General features: G+C 73.9%; 11 protein-coding genes. 5 read left to right on the forward strand and 6 right to left on the reverse strand.

Translation table 11 applies throughout. From position 1 onward, the window contains the following. Positions 1 to 46: 46 nt before the first annotated feature. On the reverse strand, positions 47 to 1315 hold the full coding sequence (locus tag ACIPSE_RS25015; protein WP_401665983.1) for an ROK family protein: 1269 nt from the start codon (positions 1313 to 1315) through the stop codon (positions 47 to 49). Between the two features lie 154 nt (positions 1316 to 1469). Between ACIPSE_RS25015 and ACIPSE_RS25020 the strand changes: the two genes are divergently transcribed. The 4 genes from ACIPSE_RS25020 (at position 1470) to ACIPSE_RS25035 (ending at position 5771) form a co-directional block, all read left to right on the forward strand. Then, the gene (locus tag ACIPSE_RS25020) at positions 1470 to 2537 is read left to right on the forward strand and encodes a Gfo/Idh/MocA family protein (protein ID WP_401665986.1); all 1068 of its coding nucleotides are present in this window, start codon (positions 1470 to 1472) and stop codon (positions 2535 to 2537) included. Continuing rightward, positions 2534 to 3454, forward strand: coding sequence for a sugar phosphate isomerase/epimerase family protein (locus ACIPSE_RS25025; protein WP_401665988.1), 921 nt, complete (start codon positions 2534 to 2536; stop codon positions 3452 to 3454). The genes ACIPSE_RS25020 and ACIPSE_RS25025 overlap by 4 nt, the downstream gene beginning before the upstream one ends. A gap of 138 nt (positions 3455 to 3592) precedes the next feature. Then, positions 3593 to 5101 (forward strand): GMC oxidoreductase, encoded by a 1509-nt coding sequence (locus ACIPSE_RS25030; protein WP_401665991.1) that lies wholly within the window; start codon positions 3593 to 3595, stop codon positions 5099 to 5101. A 37-nt stretch (positions 5102 to 5138) separates the two neighbouring features. After that, positions 5139 to 5771, forward strand: coding sequence for a TetR/AcrR family transcriptional regulator (locus ACIPSE_RS25035; protein ID WP_401665993.1), 633 nt, complete (start codon positions 5139 to 5141; stop codon positions 5769 to 5771). 39 nt (positions 5772 to 5810) lie between these two features. On the opposite strand, the gene ACIPSE_RS25040 is transcribed toward ACIPSE_RS25035, so the two are convergent. From ACIPSE_RS25040 to ACIPSE_RS25060, 5 genes are all read right to left on the reverse strand, one after another. Further along, on the reverse strand, positions 5811 to 8813 hold the full coding sequence (locus tag ACIPSE_RS25040) for a glycosyl hydrolase (RefSeq protein ID WP_401665995.1): 3003 nt from the start codon (positions 8811 to 8813) through the stop codon (positions 5811 to 5813). A gap of 493 nt (positions 8814 to 9306) precedes the next feature. Then, positions 9307 to 10866: a mucoidy inhibitor MuiA family protein gene (locus tag ACIPSE_RS25045; RefSeq protein ID WP_401665997.1), complete on the reverse strand. Its 1560-nt coding sequence runs from the start codon at positions 10864 to 10866 to the stop codon at positions 9307 to 9309. A 7-nt stretch (positions 10867 to 10873) separates the two neighbouring features. Beyond that, positions 10874 to 12955 carry a DUF4139 domain-containing protein gene (locus tag ACIPSE_RS25050; protein WP_401666000.1) on the reverse strand — a complete coding sequence of 694 codons (2082 nt, stop codon included), beginning with the start codon at positions 12953 to 12955 and terminating at the stop codon, positions 10874 to 10876. A gap of 93 nt (positions 12956 to 13048) precedes the next feature. Beyond that, a complete protein-coding gene (locus tag ACIPSE_RS25055) occupies positions 13049 to 14710 on the reverse strand; it encodes an FAD-dependent oxidoreductase (protein ID WP_401666003.1) in 1662 nt (553 codons plus the stop codon). Between the two features lie 38 nt (positions 14711 to 14748). Continuing rightward, positions 14749 to 15663: a diiron oxygenase gene (locus ACIPSE_RS25060; protein WP_401666006.1), complete on the reverse strand. Its 915-nt coding sequence runs from the start codon at positions 15661 to 15663 to the stop codon at positions 14749 to 14751. Between the two features lie 305 nt (positions 15664 to 15968). Here ACIPSE_RS25060 and ACIPSE_RS25065 point away from each other — a divergent pair, with 305 nt between their 5' ends. Next, entirely contained in the window at positions 15969 to 16244 is a 276-nt protein-coding gene (locus ACIPSE_RS25065; RefSeq protein ID WP_401666009.1) for a hypothetical protein, read from the forward strand. Positions 16245 to 16391: the final 147 nt, after the last annotated feature.

Below are 16391 nucleotides of genomic sequence, written 5' to 3' on the forward strand. Positions count from 1 at the left end.
ACCTGTGCGTGGCGCATGCGCATCCCGCCTCCCGTCCTCCGGTGTCTCACACCCCGGCCACCAGCCGCCCGGGATCGACCGCGCCAGGGGTTCCCGCCGGAGCCCAGGCCGCCATGCCGTCGGCCGACAGCAGGGCCTCGACGGCGAGATGGGTGCCGCCGATGACACCGCCGAGGTCACCCAGCCGTGAACCGCGGATGACCAGGTCCGTCGCCGCCAGCGGCAGCGAACGGCTGCGCACCGTGTGCTCGACGACCCGCAGGAAGGCGTCGCCGACGGTCAGCACACCGCCGCCGAACACCAGGCTCGCCGGGTTGTAGAAGTTGACCAGGGTGGCCATCAGGCTGCCGATCCGCTCCGCCGCGCGCGCCACCGCGGTCAGGCACCACGCGTCCCCCAGGGCGGCCCCCCGGCCCACGTCGGCCGGGGTGATCCCGCGCCGCTCCGCGTGGATCTCGCTCAGGTACCTGCTGCGCCCCTCGTGGGCCGCCGTCACCGCGTCGCGCGCCAGCGCCCAGCCGCCCGCCAGCGCCTCCAGGCACCCGGTGCGCCCGCAGCGGCACATCACCGTGTTGTCCTCCAGCACGCGCGCGTGCCCGATGTCGCCGGCCGCCCCCTTGCTGCCGCGGTGGACCCGGCCCTCGCTGATGATCCCGGCCCCGATGCCCGTGCCGACCTTCACGAAGACCATGTCCTCGTCGGCCGGGCCGGCGGCGCGGGCCTCGCCGAGGGCCAGCAGGTTGGCGTCGTTGTCGACCCAGACCGGCACGCGCAGGTGCTCCTGGAGGTGCCCGCGCAGGTCGAAGCCGTCCCAGCCGGGCATGATCGGCGGCTGCGAGGGGCGTCCGGTGGCGAACTCGACCGGTCCCGGCAGCCCCACCGTCACCGCCCACAGCGGCGTGTCCCGGCGGGGCGCCAGCAGCTCGTCGAACTGGGCCCGCAGCGTCTCCAGGGTCTCCAGCGGGCCGTTGGCGACGGGCCACTCCAGATGGCGGTGGTCCAGCACGCGCGCGTCGAGGTCGGTGACCGCCACGTCCAGCGCCGCCGCGCCCAGCACCGCGGTGAGCACGAGGCCCCGCCGGGCGTTGAAGCGCAGCTGGCGCGGTGCGCGCCCACCCGTGGACGGGCCGGTCTCGGCGTCCTCCAGCAGGCCGAGGTCGATGGCCTGGTCGACCCGCTGGGAGATCACGGTGCGGCCCAGCAGGGACACCGAACCGAGCTCGGGCCGGGTGCGGGCGCGGCCCGAGCGGACCATCCGCACGACTGCGGACAGGGCGTCGAAGTGGTCGACGGCGGTGGGAGGGCGACGAGTCATGCCATGCATCATCGCGCACTTCTGCCGGAAGACCGGGAGACCCTTGACTACTTTTGTATGTCGCGTGCAATAGTGGCGGGGTTCATCGGAGCGTCGCACCGGACGCTCCCCGGCCCGCAGCAGCGCAGAGCAGCGCAGAGCGAGGACGCCCGCTATGACAGCACCGGTCAGCGCCGCCGTCGTCGGCACCGGATTCATGGGATCGGTCCACGCCCGGGCCACCCTGGCCGCGGGAGGACGGGTGCCGCTGGTGGCCGGATCCACCGCCGACCGGGCCAAGGCCCTCGCCGCGAGAGTCCCGGACGCCGTCCCGGCCACCTTCGAGGAGGTGCTCGCCTCCGACGTCGACGTCGTGCACCTGTGCACCCCCAACCACCTGCACCACACCATGGCCCGCCAGGTGCTGGAGGCGGGCAAGCACGTGGTGTGCGAGAAGCCCCTCGCCGTCTCCCCGGCCGAGGCCGCCGACCTCGTACGCCTCGCCGCCGCGAACGGCGCCGTCGCCACCGTGCCGTTCGTGTACCGCTTCTACTCCGCCGTGCGGCAGGCCCGCGCCCGGATCGCCGCCGGCCCGCGGGCACCCTGGCTCCTGCACGGCTCCTACCTCCAGGACTGGCTCGCCGATCCCGCCGCCGACAACTGGCGCACCGACCCCGCCCGAGGGGGCGCGAGCCGCACCTTCGGCGACATCGGCGTGCACTGGTGCGACCTCATGGAGTTCGTCACCGGGCAGCGCATCACCGCCCTCCAGGCCACCCTCGGCACCGCCCACCCGGTCCGCGCCGGCCGGCCCAGCACCACCGAGGACGGTGCGGTGGTCGGCTTCCGCACCGACTCCGGCGCCCTCGGCACCGTCGTCGTCAGCCAGGCCAGCGCCGGCCGCAAGAACCGGCTCACCTTCTCCTTCGACGGCCCCGACGCCACCTACGTCTTCGACCAGGAGGACCCCGAGCGCCTGTGGATCGGGGGACGGGAGGAGAACCGCGTCCTGCTGCGCGACCCCGTCCGGCCCGGCGAACGGCCCGACGCGCTGCCCGCGGGGCACCCGCAGGGCTACCACGAGTGCTTCGCCGACTTCGTCGCCGACACCCACGCCGCGATCCGCGGCGCCGCACCCGACGGCCTGCCCACCTTCACCGACGGCCTGCGCGCCGCACACCTCACCGACGCCGTGGTCCGCTCCGCCGCCAACGGCTCCACCTGGACGGAGATCCCCTCGTGAACCTCGGCCTGCTCACCGCCTGCCTGCCCACCTGGTCCCTGGACCGTGTCGCCGACCGGGCCGCCGCCATGGGATACGAGCGGCTGGAGGTCGCCGTCTGGCCCGGCACGGGCAGCCGCGACTTCGAGGCCGCCCACATCGACGTCGCCGCCTTCGGCACCCGCGAGGAGGACCGGGTGCGCTCCGTGCTGGAACGCACCGGACTGGAGATCTCGGCCCTCGCCTACTACGAGAACAACCTTCACCCCGATCCCGGCCACCGGGCGGCCGTCCGCACCCACCTCAAGCACGCTGTCGACGCGGCGCGGGCCCTCGGCGTCCCCTACGTCGGCACCTTCATCGGCCGCGACCCCGCCCGCGGCGTCCCCGACAACCAGCGCGAGGCCGAGCGCGTCCTGCCCGAACTCGTCGACTACGCGGGCGAGCGCGGCGTCCGCCTGGTCATCGAGAACTGCGTGATGGAGGGCTGGCACCCCGACGGCCACCCGGGCAACATCGCCTACTCGCCCGAGCTGTGGGAGTGGATGTTCTCCCTGGGCCTGTACCTCAACTGGGACCCCTCCCATCTGATGTGGCTCGGCATCGACCCCCTCACCACCATCGCCCCGTACGCCGACCGCATCGCCCACGCCCAGGCCAAGGACATCGAGATCGACCCGGTCGCCCGCAACCGGTACGGCTTCTTCGGCACCACCGACAAGAAGGGCGACCCGTGGGCCACCGGCTGGTGGCGCTACCGCGTGCCCGGACGCGGCCAGGTCGACTGGCCCCGCGTCGTCGACCGCCTCTACGAGTCCGGCTTCACCGGGACCCTGTCCGTGGAACACGAGGACCCCCTGTGGGGCGGCACCCCGGAGAAGGTCTGGCAGGGCCTGTCCATCGCCCACCACACCCTGCGCCCGCTCGTCATCGGCTGACCGCCCCGGTCCGACCCGTGCCCGCTCGTCGGCCGCCGGCCCTCGGGTCGCACCTCGCCCCGCCCCTCGGGTCATACCCCGCCCCCGCCCCCGCCCCGCCCGTCGGCCGACGCACGACCCCAGATCCAGGAGCCCTCCATGTCTCTTCCCCTCGCCCCCTCCTACGACGTCGTCGTGGTCGGCAGCGGTCCCACCGGCAGCACCTACGTCCGCGAGGTCTTCGAGCGGCGTCCCGACGCCCGGATCCTGCTCCTCGAAGCCGGACCGAAACTCGGAGACCCGCCCGGCGGGCACGTCAAGAACATCGACGGCGACGAGCCGCGCGCCCGCGCCCAGCGCGCCTCCGAGGGCCCGGCGCCCGCCGCCCCCGGCCGCCCCGGCACCCGGCTGCTCGGCACCCCCGACCTGCCCGCCGCCGCGATCTCCACCAACGTCGGCGGCATGGGCGCCCACTGGACCGCGGCCTGCCCCCGGCCCGGCGACAGCGAACGCATCCCCTGTGTCCCGGACGCGGAGATGGACCGCCATCTGACCCGCGCCGAGGAACTCCTCCACGTCACCTCCCACGCCTTCGACCGGGCGCCCTTCGCCGATGTCGTGCGGCAGCGGCTGGCGGCACGCTTCGACGCCGGACGCCCCGTCTCCCGCAGGGTCGCGCCCATGCCGCTGGCGGTCACCACCCGCCCGGACGGCACCCACGCCTGGAGCGGCACCGACGTGATCCTCGGCCCGGCCGCCGCCGATCCCCGGGTCGAACTGGCCGACACCTGCCTGTGCCTGCGCGTCCTGCACGACGCCGGAACCGTCACCGGCGTCGCCGTCCGCGACCTGAACAGCGGCCGGGAGACGACGGTCACCGCCGCGGCGGTCGTCGTCGCGGCCGACGCGCTCCGCACCCCCCAGGTCCTGCACGCCTCCGGCATCCGCCCGGCCGCCCTGGGCCGCTACCTCAACGACCAGCCGCAGATCGTGCACGCCGTCCGCCTCCCGGACGACGTCGTCGCCGCCCACGACGAGGTCACCGGCCGCACCCGCGAGGACGACGGCGGCATCGTCCCGCAGAGCGGCGTGAGCTGGGTCCCGTTCACCGACGAGCACCCCTTCCACGGCCAGGTCATGCAGCTCGACGCCTCGCCCGTCGCGCTCGCCGACGAGGACACCGTCCGGCCCGGCAGCATCGTCGGACTGGGCTGGTTCTGCGCCAAGGACCTCGACCCCGAGGACCGCGTCACCTTCTCCGACACGGAGACCGACGCGTTCGGCATGCCGCGCATCGGCATCCGCTACCGCTGCACCGACCGGGACCTCGCCACCATCGAGGCCGCCAGGAACGCCGTCGCCGAAGCCGGTGCGGCGCTCGGCGACCCGCTGGGCGGCGAGCCGTTCCTGCTGCCCGCCGGCAGTTCGCTGCACTACCAGGGCACCACCCGCATGGGCCCCGCCGACGACGGCACCAGCGTCTGCGACTCCCACAGCCGGGTGTGGGGCACCGAGGGACTGTGGGTCGCGGGCAACGGCGTCATCCCGACCGCCACCGCCTGCAACCCGACCCTCACCTCCGTCGCTCTCGCCTCCCGGGGCGCCCACGCCCTGGCCGAGCAGCTGCCCCGGCGCACCGTCGCCACGGCGGCGCCGACCGCCGGGTGACCGGACCGGCTCCCGCGCCATTGACTACGGTGACCGTATGACCAGGAACAACCGAGGGCCCCGGGGCAGTTACGCGGTGGGCCTGGCCCGCCGGGCGAAGATCGTGGAAGCGGCGGCGCTGCGCTTCGCACAGGAGGGCTACCACCGCACCCCGCTCACCCTGATCGCCCAGGACGTGGGCATCACGGAGGGCGGTCTGCTGCACCACTTCCGCTCCAAGAAGCATCTGCTGCTCGCCGTGATGGAGCACCGCTTCGTCTCGGAGGAGGAGTGGTGGAGCCGGCTGCCCGAGCCGATGACGGGCCTCGGCACCCTGCGGGCGATGGTCGCGGCGACGGAACGCCACCTCACCGAGCCCGGTCTGATCGAACTCTTCGTCCTGATCTCGGCGGAGGCCGCCGACGCCGACAGCGCCGCCCACACGCTGTTCGCCGCACGCTACGAGCGCGCGATCGACGAGCTCGCCGAGCAGCTGCGGCGCGGCGTGGACGACGGCAGTCTGCGCGCCGACACCGACTGCAAGGCCGTCGCCCGCGAGTGCATCGCCGTCAGCGACGGCCTCCAGCTCCAGTGGGTGATCTCCGGGGGCACCCTCGACCTGGTGGAGGCCGTCCGGCTGCACACCGACCGCATCGCCCGCACCATCACCCCCGACGGCACCGGACTCTGACGACCCGTCAGAGTCCGGTGCCGTACGGCGTGCCGGCGGTCACCCCGTCGTGCGCAGCGCCGCCTGCGCGTACGGCGTGACGGTGACCGGGCCGAGCAGACCGTAGTCCTGCCTGGGCTGGACGAAGGCGTCGGGGCGGGTGGCCTTCAGCCGGTTGAGCAGGGTCGTCGCGACGGTGACCGTGAGCGTGTTGGACCCGACGCGCAGCCGGTCGCCGAGGTCGACGACCGGGCTGACCTGGTTGACCGGCGGAAGGTCCTTGCCGTTGACCCGCACCTCGACGCTGCCCGCGCCGAGAGCGCCGAGATCGAGCACCGCCCCGGCGGCCGAGGAGTAGCCGGCCGGCAGGGTGAAGGACGCGGTGTAGACACCGACGCCCGAGACGTCCTCCAGACCGTCGATCCTCTGCCAGGAGACCAGCTCCGCAAGGGACTTGCTGTGCTCGCTCCGGACGGTCGCGGTGGCCGCCGTACCGGTCTCGCCCGGATGCGCGGGACGCCAGTCCTCCACGTCGAGCCGCCACGACGACAGGGTGAGCGCCGTCGGCACGGCCGGAACCCGTGCCGACGCCGAGCGGCCGTCGCTCAGCCGCGCCGTGTACGTGCCCGCCGCCGTCGCCCGCGCGACCAGACCGCCCGAGGTGTGCCGCACCTCCGTGTCGGCGGACACGGCGTGCAACTCGCTCGTACGGCAGCCGTACTCCTGCCGTTCCGACACGGCGAGGACGACCGCCTCCCCGGCGCCCACCTCGACGGGCACCGAGACCCGCCCGCGCTCGCGGGAGTCGTAGACGGCGAGCGCGGTGACCTGCCCGGTCCACGGGTCTACGCGGTACGGCCGGCCCGTGCCCTCCAGGCTCACTGTGCCCTTGACCGCGGCGGCGGTGGTGTTGAGGAGGAAGTACCGGGAGCCCGAGCCGTCGGCGCGGCGGACGTGCAGCAGACCGCCGAACCCGTCGGGCACGGCGGATCCCGTCACCGAGCACCGCTTCAGGGCGGCGGGGACACCGGCGGGGGAGGAGACCCGGACGGTCCTGCCGTGGCGCGCCAACTCGCCCAGCACCTGCGCCAGTTCCTTGTCCTGGAGGGCCACGTCGGTGAAACTCGTCCCGGCGGAGGGGAGTTCGCCGACCAGGACCACCAGCAGACCCGCCCGTGCGAAGGCCAGGACGCGCCGCGCGCTGTCCAGCAGCAGCGTGTCCCGCTCGGGCACGATCAGCGCCTTGTACGCCGCGCCGTCGGCGTCGAGTCTGCCGCCCCGGACACGCGCCGCGGGCAGCCCCAGCAGGCCCCAGTCGACGAGCTGGTAGGAGTAGCCGGCGTCGGTCAGGGCGCCCCCGTCGAACTGCTCGCCCGCCGAGTCGAACTCCTCGCGGTACACGGCGAGATCGACCTTGCCGGTGCCCGACTGAAGGAGCTTGTGCACGCGGGCCAGATAGCCCGCGGTGCCGTCGATGTGCTGCCACTGCGGCTGGCGCGGTCCCCAGGCCTCGGCGAAGTTGATGGGGGCGCCGATGGGGGCCCACGGGTTGAAGCCCGGCCACTGGCCCGAGGGGGACGTGGCGTAGGGGAAGCCGTGGATACGGACCTGGTTGACGCCGAGCGCGTAGCCGGGGTTGGCGGTGGTCACCAGGTCGCCGAGGCTCAGCCGGTAGGCGCCGTTGACGACGGCCCCCATCTCGCTGGACAGCACCTTGCCCCGCCGTCCCAGGTCGCGCCCCGCCGCCAGGACACGGAAGGAGTCGGGCTCCGATCCGAAGGCGAGCGACTCGCCCTCGGGCACACCGGCCCTGGCGGCGGCCAGCCCCGTGTCCACGGGGGCGCCGTAGGGCTGGATCCGCAGCCGCATGCCCAGCGTGCGGGCCCAGTCGTCGAGCACGCCGACGTGGTGGTCGAGGTACAGGTCGCTCAGGGTCTGGAAGTAGTCCCAGCGCACCCGCTTGCCCACGGCCGCGTCCTGGAGGACGTACACCGCCGAAGACTGGCCGTGGACCAGGGGCAGTCGGGATCTGAGCGCGTAGCCGCGCCGGGCCGCGAACTCCTGCGGCATCCTCGGCGTCCAGTGCAGTTCGGTGAGGAACTCCAGGGAATCCTCGAAGAAGTCGCCGCCCACGGACCGCAGCAGGGAACGCATCTCCCCGGTGAGCAGGTCACGCTTCCACCAGTTCACGACCGCCTGGCTGCCCGCGGCGCCGAAATGGTCCACGACGTACGCCTGGGGGTCGGTGAACGAGTAGAAGTACCCCTCGTAGTAGGCCTGCCGCTCGATCATGGCCGTGCCGCGGGACCAGCTCGCGATGAGCACCCACCGGCCGCCCGCGGGCGCGGTCCAGGCCAGCCGCCCGTTCCGCACCTGGCCGGTCACGTCCGTCAGCGTGCCGTCCTCCAGGACGACCGGAGAAGCCGTGGCGCTGCCCACCACCCGGGCGGCGTGCACCGCCTGCAGCACGGGGGTCACGGTCACCTCGGGCAGACCCGACTTGACCCCGCTCGGCGTCGAGTGCGGTGCGGGCACGGCCCCGTCGAAGCGGCTGCCGCCGTCCACCACGGTCTGGCCGTAGGTGAGTTCCTTCATCGCCGCGTCGTCGTCGGGACGCAGGCCCGGGACCACGGAGGGCCAGTACGGGCCGAGGGTGAGGTCCGCCCGCAGCCCTCGCGCCTTCGCTGTGCGCAGGGCGGCGATCACCCCCGCCTTCCACGTCGGAGAGCCCCAGGCGTAGGCGTTCACGGGCATGGGAGCCGTCTCGCTGTTGCGGACGTCGGCGATCTCGAAGCTCCCGAAACCGGCGTCCGCCATGGCGCCGACCTCCTTGGCGATCTGCTGGGGCGTGACACCGCCCCCCGGCCACCAGTAGCGGAAGGCCGGCCGCTGCGCCGCCTCCGGTACGGCGAAGGTGCCGTCGGCCGTGCTCGCGCCGGCCGCCCGGGGCGCGGCCACCGCGGAACCGGCCGGGACGACGGAGCCGACGGCGCCCGCCGCGGCGACGGCCGCACCGGCTGCCAGAACCGATCTGCGGGAGGTGTCCTGGGGGTTGGTCGCCATGGGTGAACTCCTTGTGCGGGTAATGAATCGTTTCAATGTGTTCGGTGTCGAATCACCGTTCTGTGCTCCATGGATTGCGGCAGATGGTGGCCGAGTCGGAAGGGGTGCGCCAGCCCTGCGGATGCGTGACCCAAGTCACATGGCGAGGGCGGGTGTTGTCGGAGGGTGGTGATCACCCCCCCCGATGGGGAGTGCCGCTCGTGCGATCGGCGGGGTGGGGTCGGGGCTTCGTGAAGTCGCAGGCCAGAGCGGGTTGGTGGGCTGCTTCCCGGAGGGCTCGCCGGGGTCGCCGATCCGTGGCCGTCGGTCGGCCGGTCGAACCGGGGAGCGCTCGCTGTGTGATCTGCGCCACTTTGCAAAAGCCTAGTGCGCACTGTTTTTGCGCCCCATGATGAGCGGCACAGCCGTCGCCGTCCGGCGGCAGCTGTGCTGTCACGACGAGGTGAGGGTGAAGCGATTCACCCCGTGCTGCGGCGTGCCGCGGGACTGCCGGTCACAGGCCGGTGACCTTCCCGCTCGCCGACAGCTCGTAGACGAGGGTGAGGGTGCGGCGGCCGTCCGGCGGCAGGGTGATGTCCCAGCGGGCGATGCCCTCGGTGTCGACCGTGTCGGGGGCGGGGGAGCAGCCCTCCTTGCGCAGCTTCACCTCCACCGCCGAGATCTCGGACACCGGGACCCGCTCCCGCACGGTGATCACCTGGTCGTTCTCGTGCCCGGGAGCGGAGAAGCGGGACAGATGAAGCCGCACGGTACGGGTCAGGGTGGTGCGCTGGGTCAGCGTCGCGGTCTCGCGGTGCTCCTCCACCTCGCGCAGCACCCGGCAGTCGTCGTGGCTGCCGAAGGCGAGTTCGAGCGGTGCGCCGGGAGCGGTGAAGTCCAGGGTGCCGCGCCCGCCGGACCCACCCGGGCCGACGAGGTCCACCGGACCCGCCAGCAGGGCGTGGCCGCTTGGATTGGCGCACCGCACCGTCCGGGTGACCAGCGGGGACAGTTCGGGCGAGCACGTGTACTCACTGGTGACGGCGGTGGTCGCCGCCGAGAGCGGCACCCGGTGGGCGTGACCGTCCGCCGGGACGGAGACGGGTGCGGGGGAGTGCAGCACCCTCGTGTGCCCGCCGTCGTCCACGCCGGGCAGGCCGAGCACGGCGGCCGGGCCCAGCTCCGTGATCTCCTCCTCGCGCAACTCGACGGCGACCGTGCGGCGTTCCTCCGGCGAGCGGTCCATGAGCGTCAGTCTGTCCTCCCCGAGCCGGGGCGGCTCGGTGGACAGCGCCGAGCGGGCCGTCGACAGGGTCAGCCGTACGTCCGTCCAGTCCTCGCCGGTCCGCTGCCAGACCACGGCGTCGGTCTCCAGGGTGAGCGAGTCGCCGTCGAGCACCGCCCGGTAGGCGGGGCGCCACAGCGCGCACGCGGTGAGGTGGCCGACGCGCAGCCGGGCCGGACCGGCCTCGGTGGCCTCGACGGTCAGGACGACATGGCCGACCAGTTCGACGGGACGCTCCTCCGCAAGGGCGATCGCCTCCTCGGCTTCCTGGAGTTCCTCGGCGAGGACCTTCAACCGTGCCTCGGCGGACCGCAGTTCTCCGTCGTGGGTGTCGTGTTCCGCGTCCACCCGGTCCAGTTCGGCGGTCCAGCGGGCGGTGTCGCTCTCGCCGTACCCGGTGCCCTCGCCGATCTCGCGCAGCAGGTCCGCGGTGAGCGTGTCGAGCAGGCCCAGGCGGGTGCGCAGCCGGTCGCGCCGGCGCTCCAGCGCGGTCTGTTCCTCCTCGACGGCGTGCAGCCGCAGCCGCAGGGCCGAGTCGTCGGCGCCCGGCCCCGGTCCGCGCGGCGTCCAGGTACGGACGATCCGGGCGTCGAGGACGGTCGCCGGGTGCTCGGCGGAGACCTCGGCGTGCAGGGTGCGGTCGACGGCGAGGGCGCTGACCGGGCCGAGCCTCAACGTCTGGATGCCCGGCCGCAGTTCGAGCGTCGTCGACCGCTCCACCTGGGCGCGGTCCTCCAGACAGGTGACGGCGGTGACGGGCAGGGGGAGCGGGGTGTTGTCCGTGGTCACGTGTGTGTCAGCTCCTGCGGTTGCCGCCGACGAGGGCCTTCGCGGCCGGGATGCGGATCTCGTAGCCGCCCTGACGGCCGGCGGTGGCCCCTGCGGCCAGGTCGACGCGCCACACGCGGGTGCCGGGGGCGGGGAGTTCGGGCCCCTCGGTCTCCGCCGGCACCGTCCAGTCGGCGCGCTCCTCGATCTTCACCTCGGCGTCCGAGGTGACCGGCACCTGCTCCCGCACCTCGACGGTGACCGGCCGCGCGAGCCGGTTGGCCAGCTCCACGCGGACGCCGTGGTCGAGCACGGTGACGTTGTTGCGCAGGCCCGCCGTCGACTCCTTGAGGCTGGTGTGCCGGGTGACCCGGATGCCCTCCGCCGGTCCGAGCCCCATCCGGCGGACCCCGCCGGGCGCGAGGGTGGGCAGCGCGGCGGTGAGGACGAAGTCGTCGTCCACGCCGACCTCCACGGGCCCGGCGAGCAGCGCCTGCCCCGTCGCGTTGGAGAGCACCAGAGTGCCGTAGACCCGCTGTTCCACGGACGGCACGCACACGTACTCGGTGCGCAGGCCGATCGGGATCTCGGTGACCGTGATGGTGTGCCAGGTGCCGTCGGAGGGGACGTCCGCGCGGGCGGCGGCGTCGTAGCGGTGGTCGAAGGAACCGGCGGACTCGCGGGGGCGTACGGCGTGGCCGGGCAGCGGCAGCGCGGCCACCGCCTCGGCGCGCAGGCGGTGCTCCCGCGCGACCGGGTCGTCCGTCGCCGAGGGGAACAGCCGGCCCCTGCGGCTCGCGGACGCGTCGGGGCCGTCCAGGACGAGGGCCGCGTAGTCGAGTTCGGCGCCGCTGGGCTCCGGCGGCCCGGTCACGGGCGCGGGCGGCGCCGGTGGAGGGGCGAAGGCGGACGCCTGCACCCCTTCGAGGGTCGCCGGGCGGGCGCCCGACGGCCTGCGGGCACGCGTCCGTTCCGGCTGCGCGAAGTCGGGCGCCCCCGCGAGGCCGCCCGGCTCGGCGGGCACGGGGGGAGCGCCGTAGGACGGAGGGGCGAGCGGCGGGGGTGCCGCGACCGGCATCGGCGGGGGGACCGGGCTCGGCAGGGGCGGGGGCACCGGGCCACCGCCCGTCCGGGACGGCGGGCGCGGCGCGCCGCCCGCGACCGGGCGGCCGGAGACGGGCTGCGGGCGCGGGCGGGGTCCCGCCGTGGCGTACGCGGTGAACAGGTCGTCGAGCCCGGCGGGCGGCTCGCGCCAGCCGGCCGGTTCCGGGGCGGGCTGGCTGCGCCCGATCCGCAGGGAGCGCAGCCGGGGTGCCGCGGTCTGACGCCGCAGATCGGCGGTGGCCAGGGCGATCCGCACCCCGTTCCAGTCCTCGCCCGTGCGCTGGGCGACCGAGGCGCGCAGCACGAGGGCGCCGGTTCCGTCGCCCTGGCGGTAGGTGAGCCGGTAGGCGGGCACCCATACGGCGCCGGGCACCGTGTACTCGATCTCCAGCGCCACCTCACCGGTCCCGTCGAGGGTCACCGTGGCGCCGACCTCCGTGCGCACCCGGCCCGAGGGCGTGCCGGTCGAGGCGCGGCGCAGGCGGTCCTCGGCGACTTCGAGGTCGTGCTCCTGGCCGCGCAACTCCTCCTCCAGCGCGGTGAGTTCGCCGTGCAGACGCGTCAGCCGGTCCTCGACGAAACCCGTGAGGGCCAGCCACGCCTCGACGGGCGTACGGCGGTGGGGATCGTCGCGCCTGCGGGGCGGGGCGACCGGCTGGAGGCCGCCGACCGTCGCGATGCGCCGGTGCAGACGGTCACGTCGTTCCCGGGTGGCGACGCACAGGTCGGAGAGCTCCTCCACGCGCCGGCGCAGGCCGTCCGAGGGCTCCGCGTCGGCCGGTTCGGCGTCCACGGCGACCCGCACCTCGGTGACCCGGGTCCCCGAGCCGTCCACCACCCGGGCCCGCACGGAACCCGGGTCCAGCGTGCGGGGCAGCCCCGTCACCCGGACCCGGCCGTCCGGCGGCACGGTGCCCCGCGCCAGCCGGCCGCACACCGCGCCGCGTGCGTACACCACGACGCCGTCGAGCGTCGAAGCCCACCGCGGTATCTCGTCGGACTGCATGGATCCGCCCCCGTTCTTTCCGTACCCCCGGCGAAGCCTAACGCCCGCCGGAGGGGGACGCGGGAGAGCCGACGGCCCTGCCCCGTCCCGAGGTCAGCGCGTCACACGGCGTCGGGAGGCACTGACGAGTTCGCCCACGGTGGCGAGTTTGGCGCGCGGCCTGCCGTCGCGGTCGCCGAGGGTGCGCTCCGCCCGGTCGATGGCCGCCATGCCGCGCGCGTCCACGACGTGCGGGGCCCGGCGCCGGGCCAGTCGCGCGAACGCCTTCGGCGCGGGCTCCGGACGGGGCAGCGTGCCCTCGATCGCGTCGGCGATCAGCGTGCCCACCGTCTCGGCGGCACAGGTGCGGTTGGCGCCGATGCCGCCCGACGAACCGCGCTTGATCCAGCCCACCACATATGTGCCGGGCAGCCCCGCGACCCGGCCGCGCTCGTGCGGGACGGTCCCGGTCGCCTCGTCGAACGGCAGCCCCGGCACGGGAGTTCCCCGGTAGCCGATGGCCCGCAGGACCGTGGTGGCGGGCAGCAGGACGTCACCGTCGGCGCCACTGACGCGTACGGCGGTCGCCCTGCCCCCGGAACCCTCGCCGTCGGCGCCCGCGATCTCCCTCGGCTCGGAGTGGAAGCGCAGCACAACGCGCCTGTCCTCGCCGGGAGTCCGTGACCAGTCGACCTTCTCGCGGGGCACCTCCCGCAGCAGGGCGGCGAGTTCGCCCGGCGCGGCCGAGTCGATCGCCGCGCCCACGCGCGGGTCGTGGTCGTCCACGACCAGCCGGACGCCCGGGAGGTGGGTGAGCGCGAGGAGTTCGGGCCGGGTGCAGGCCGCGTTCTCGGGGCCCCGGCGGCCCAGGAGCACGACCTCGCGGACGGCGGACCCGCGCAGGGCCCGCAGCGCGTGGTCGGCTATGTCGGTCCCGGCGAGCCGCTCGGGATCGGACACCAGGATGCGCGCCACGTCCAGGGCGACGTTGCCGTTGCCGACCACGACGACCCGCTCGGCGGACAGGTCGATCGCGTCCGGCGCGACATCGGGATGGGCGTTGTACCAGGCCACGAACTCCGTCGCGGAGACGCTGCCGGTACGGTCCTCGCCCGGGATGCCGAGCCGCCGGTCGGCAGAGGCACCCACCGCGTACACCACCGCGTCGTGGTGGGCGGACAGTTCCTCCGCCGTCACCTGCTCCCCGACCCGCAGTCCCAGCAGCATCCGCACCCGGGGGTGGTCGTGGAAGCGGGCGAAGGTGTCGCCGACCTTCTTCGTCGTCGGATGGTCGGGGGCGACGCCGTAGCGCACCAGACCGCCCGCGACCGGCAGCCGGTCGACGAGGGTGACCTCCGCGTTCGTGTGCAGCAGCAGATCCTGGGCCGTGTACATCCCGGCCGGCCCCGTCCCGACGACCGCGACCCGCAGCGGGCGGAAGTCGGCCGGCAGGACCCGCTCGAACGAAGGCCGTTCCCACGCGTGGAAGTTGGGGCTGTCCGCCGCGGGGGCGGGCGCGGGAGTGCCGTCGTAGTAGGAGGCGTTGATCTCGGCGTACGCCTTCTGCGGGCCCGTCAGCCGGTCCACGGGGAAGATCGCGTCCACCGGGCAGGCGTCGGCGCACGCGCCGCAGTCGATACAGGCCCGCGGGTCGACGTGGAGCATCTCGGTGCTGCCGAACTCCCGCTCCTGCGGCGTGGGATGGATGCAGTTGACCGGGCAGACGGCGACACACGTGGCGTCGGCGCAACAGGTCTGGGTGATCGCGTAGGTCATGGTGTCCGCTCTGCTCGGCAACGCTGCCGGGGGGTCGGTCAGATCAGGTGGGCACGCTTGTAGAACGCCAGGGCGGGCCGGGTCAGCAGCTTGGCCGAGGCGAGGAACTCCATCAGGCCGGCACAACTGGAGCGCAGCATCGCCTTGTGCTGCTCGTTGTCGCGGGCCTCGGCGATCGCCCGCTTGGAGTCCAGTCCTGCGTTCGCGTACACGTCCTTGTTCACCATGCTGGTGACGATGACGTACGCCGCGACGGCGATGACGAACGCGTGGATGTGTCGGCGCACCCGGCCCGCCTTCGCCAGATGGCGCCGGGTCTCCTCGCGGGCGAACTTCATGTGGCGGGACTCCTCGACCACATGGATGTTGTTGATGGTCCGCACGAACGGCACGACGCGCTCGTCGCGCATCCAGTCCCGCTGCATGACGTCCAGGACCTCCTCGGCGACGAGGATCGCCGCGTACGCGGCCTCGCCGAACGCCAACGTCTTGAACGCCCGGCCCAGTTCGAACGCCATCCTGCGCGGCCGGTAGGCGGGGGCCCGGAGCTTCTTGGCGCCGCGGGCGAACATGATCGAGTGGCGGCACTCGTCCGCGATCTCGGTCAGCGCCCACTGCACCGACTCGTCGGTGGGGTCCTTGGAGTAGACGTCCCGCAGGATGAGCTGCTGAAGGATCATCTCGAACCAGATGCCCGTGCTGGCGACCGACGCGGCCTCCTGCCGGGTCAGCTCCTTGCGCTGCGCCTCGGTGAGCTCGGCCCAGTACGACGTCCCGTACAGGGTGCTCCACTCGGGGCTCGCGCCGTGGAAGTCCTCGTCCAGGGGCGTCTCCCAGTCCACCTCGGTCAAGGGGTCGTAGGAGAGCTGCCGGGCCGAGTCGAGCAGTCGGCCCGCGACTTCGACGGCCTGGGCGTCGATCTCGGCTCCCGGCCTGACCGTGCTGCTTGCCATGCTCCCAACTCCTCGGTGTCGAGTGACGGAACGGAACGGAACGAAGGGGAATGAAGTGGAACGGAACAGCTCCGCCGCGGGGGATCGGATCGGCGGGGGAGCGGTCCGGCGGCCTCCCGTGGGCGCGAGCCATCCCCGCGTCCCGGTGGCATCGCTGCCTCCGCCGCGTTGTTAGACGGAACGTATAACAAGCACTCGTGCTGAGCCTACCCCTGAGTAAGTAAGAACAGTCGGGATGTTCCGTGAGCGGCGGTCGCGCGGCCGTCGGGCGGCCGTTGTCAGTGGTGGATGCGACGCTGACGCGTATGGAATGGGCGGATTGGACACAGGTCATGCGGGGGCGTGTCTACGGCGCCGACCACGAGGACGCCGGGCCCCGCCCCGACCGGGTCTACGGCGAACTGGTCGGCGGACCGCTGGACGGGCTGCTGCTCGACATCACCGGCAGACCCGAGCCCGAACTGCGCGCGGGGGTGGAACTGCGCACGGAGATAGGCGCCCACGGGCCGGGCGGCCGGGCGCGGTACGCGCTGCGGGCCGGGCGGGGGCGGTATCTGGACTGGCGGGAGGATCTTCGCTGAAGCGGGTCGTGCCCCTCCGCGGGCCGACGTGTCCGCTGAGGGGTGACGTGTCTCTCCGAGGGCTGACGTGTCTCTCCGGGGACCGAGTCAGGGGGAGCCGCGCGCCCGGGGCGGTCGATGCCGATGCCCGTCGGCACCGTGCCGCCG

This window comes from Streptomyces sp. NPDC090106, assembly GCF_044747265.1.
In the GTDB taxonomy this organism is placed as follows: domain Bacteria; phylum Actinomycetota; class Actinomycetes; order Streptomycetales; family Streptomycetaceae; genus Streptomyces.

What these genes read in the sequence shown, in the direction of transcription:
- ACIPSE_RS25015 (WP_401665983.1), bottom strand. Translation starts at nt 1,315, where the DNA reads ATGACTCGTCGCCCTCCCACCGCCGTCGACCACTTCGACGCCCTGTCC.
- ACIPSE_RS25020 (WP_401665986.1), top strand. Translation starts at nt 1,470, where the DNA reads ATGACAGCACCGGTCAGCGCCGCCGTCGTCGGCACCGGATTCATGGGA.
- ACIPSE_RS25030 (WP_401665991.1), top strand. Translation starts at nt 3,593, where the DNA reads ATGTCTCTTCCCCTCGCCCCCTCCTACGACGTCGTCGTGGTCGGCAGC.
- ACIPSE_RS25035 (WP_401665993.1), top strand. Translation starts at nt 5,139, where the DNA reads ATGACCAGGAACAACCGAGGGCCCCGGGGCAGTTACGCGGTGGGCCTG.
- ACIPSE_RS25040 (WP_401665995.1), bottom strand. Translation starts at nt 8,813, where the DNA reads ATGGCGACCAACCCCCAGGACACCTCCCGCAGATCGGTTCTGGCAGCC.
- ACIPSE_RS25050 (WP_401666000.1), bottom strand. Translation starts at nt 12,955, where the DNA reads ATGCAGTCCGACGAGATACCGCGGTGGGCTTCGACGCTCGACGGCGTC.
- ACIPSE_RS25055 (WP_401666003.1), bottom strand. Translation starts at nt 14,710, where the DNA reads ATGACCTACGCGATCACCCAGACCTGTTGCGCCGACGCCACGTGTGTC.
- ACIPSE_RS25060 (WP_401666006.1), bottom strand. Translation starts at nt 15,663, where the DNA reads ATGGCAAGCAGCACGGTCAGGCCGGGAGCCGAGATCGACGCCCAGGCC.
- ACIPSE_RS25065 (WP_401666009.1), top strand. Translation starts at nt 15,969, where the DNA reads ATGGAATGGGCGGATTGGACACAGGTCATGCGGGGGCGTGTCTACGGC.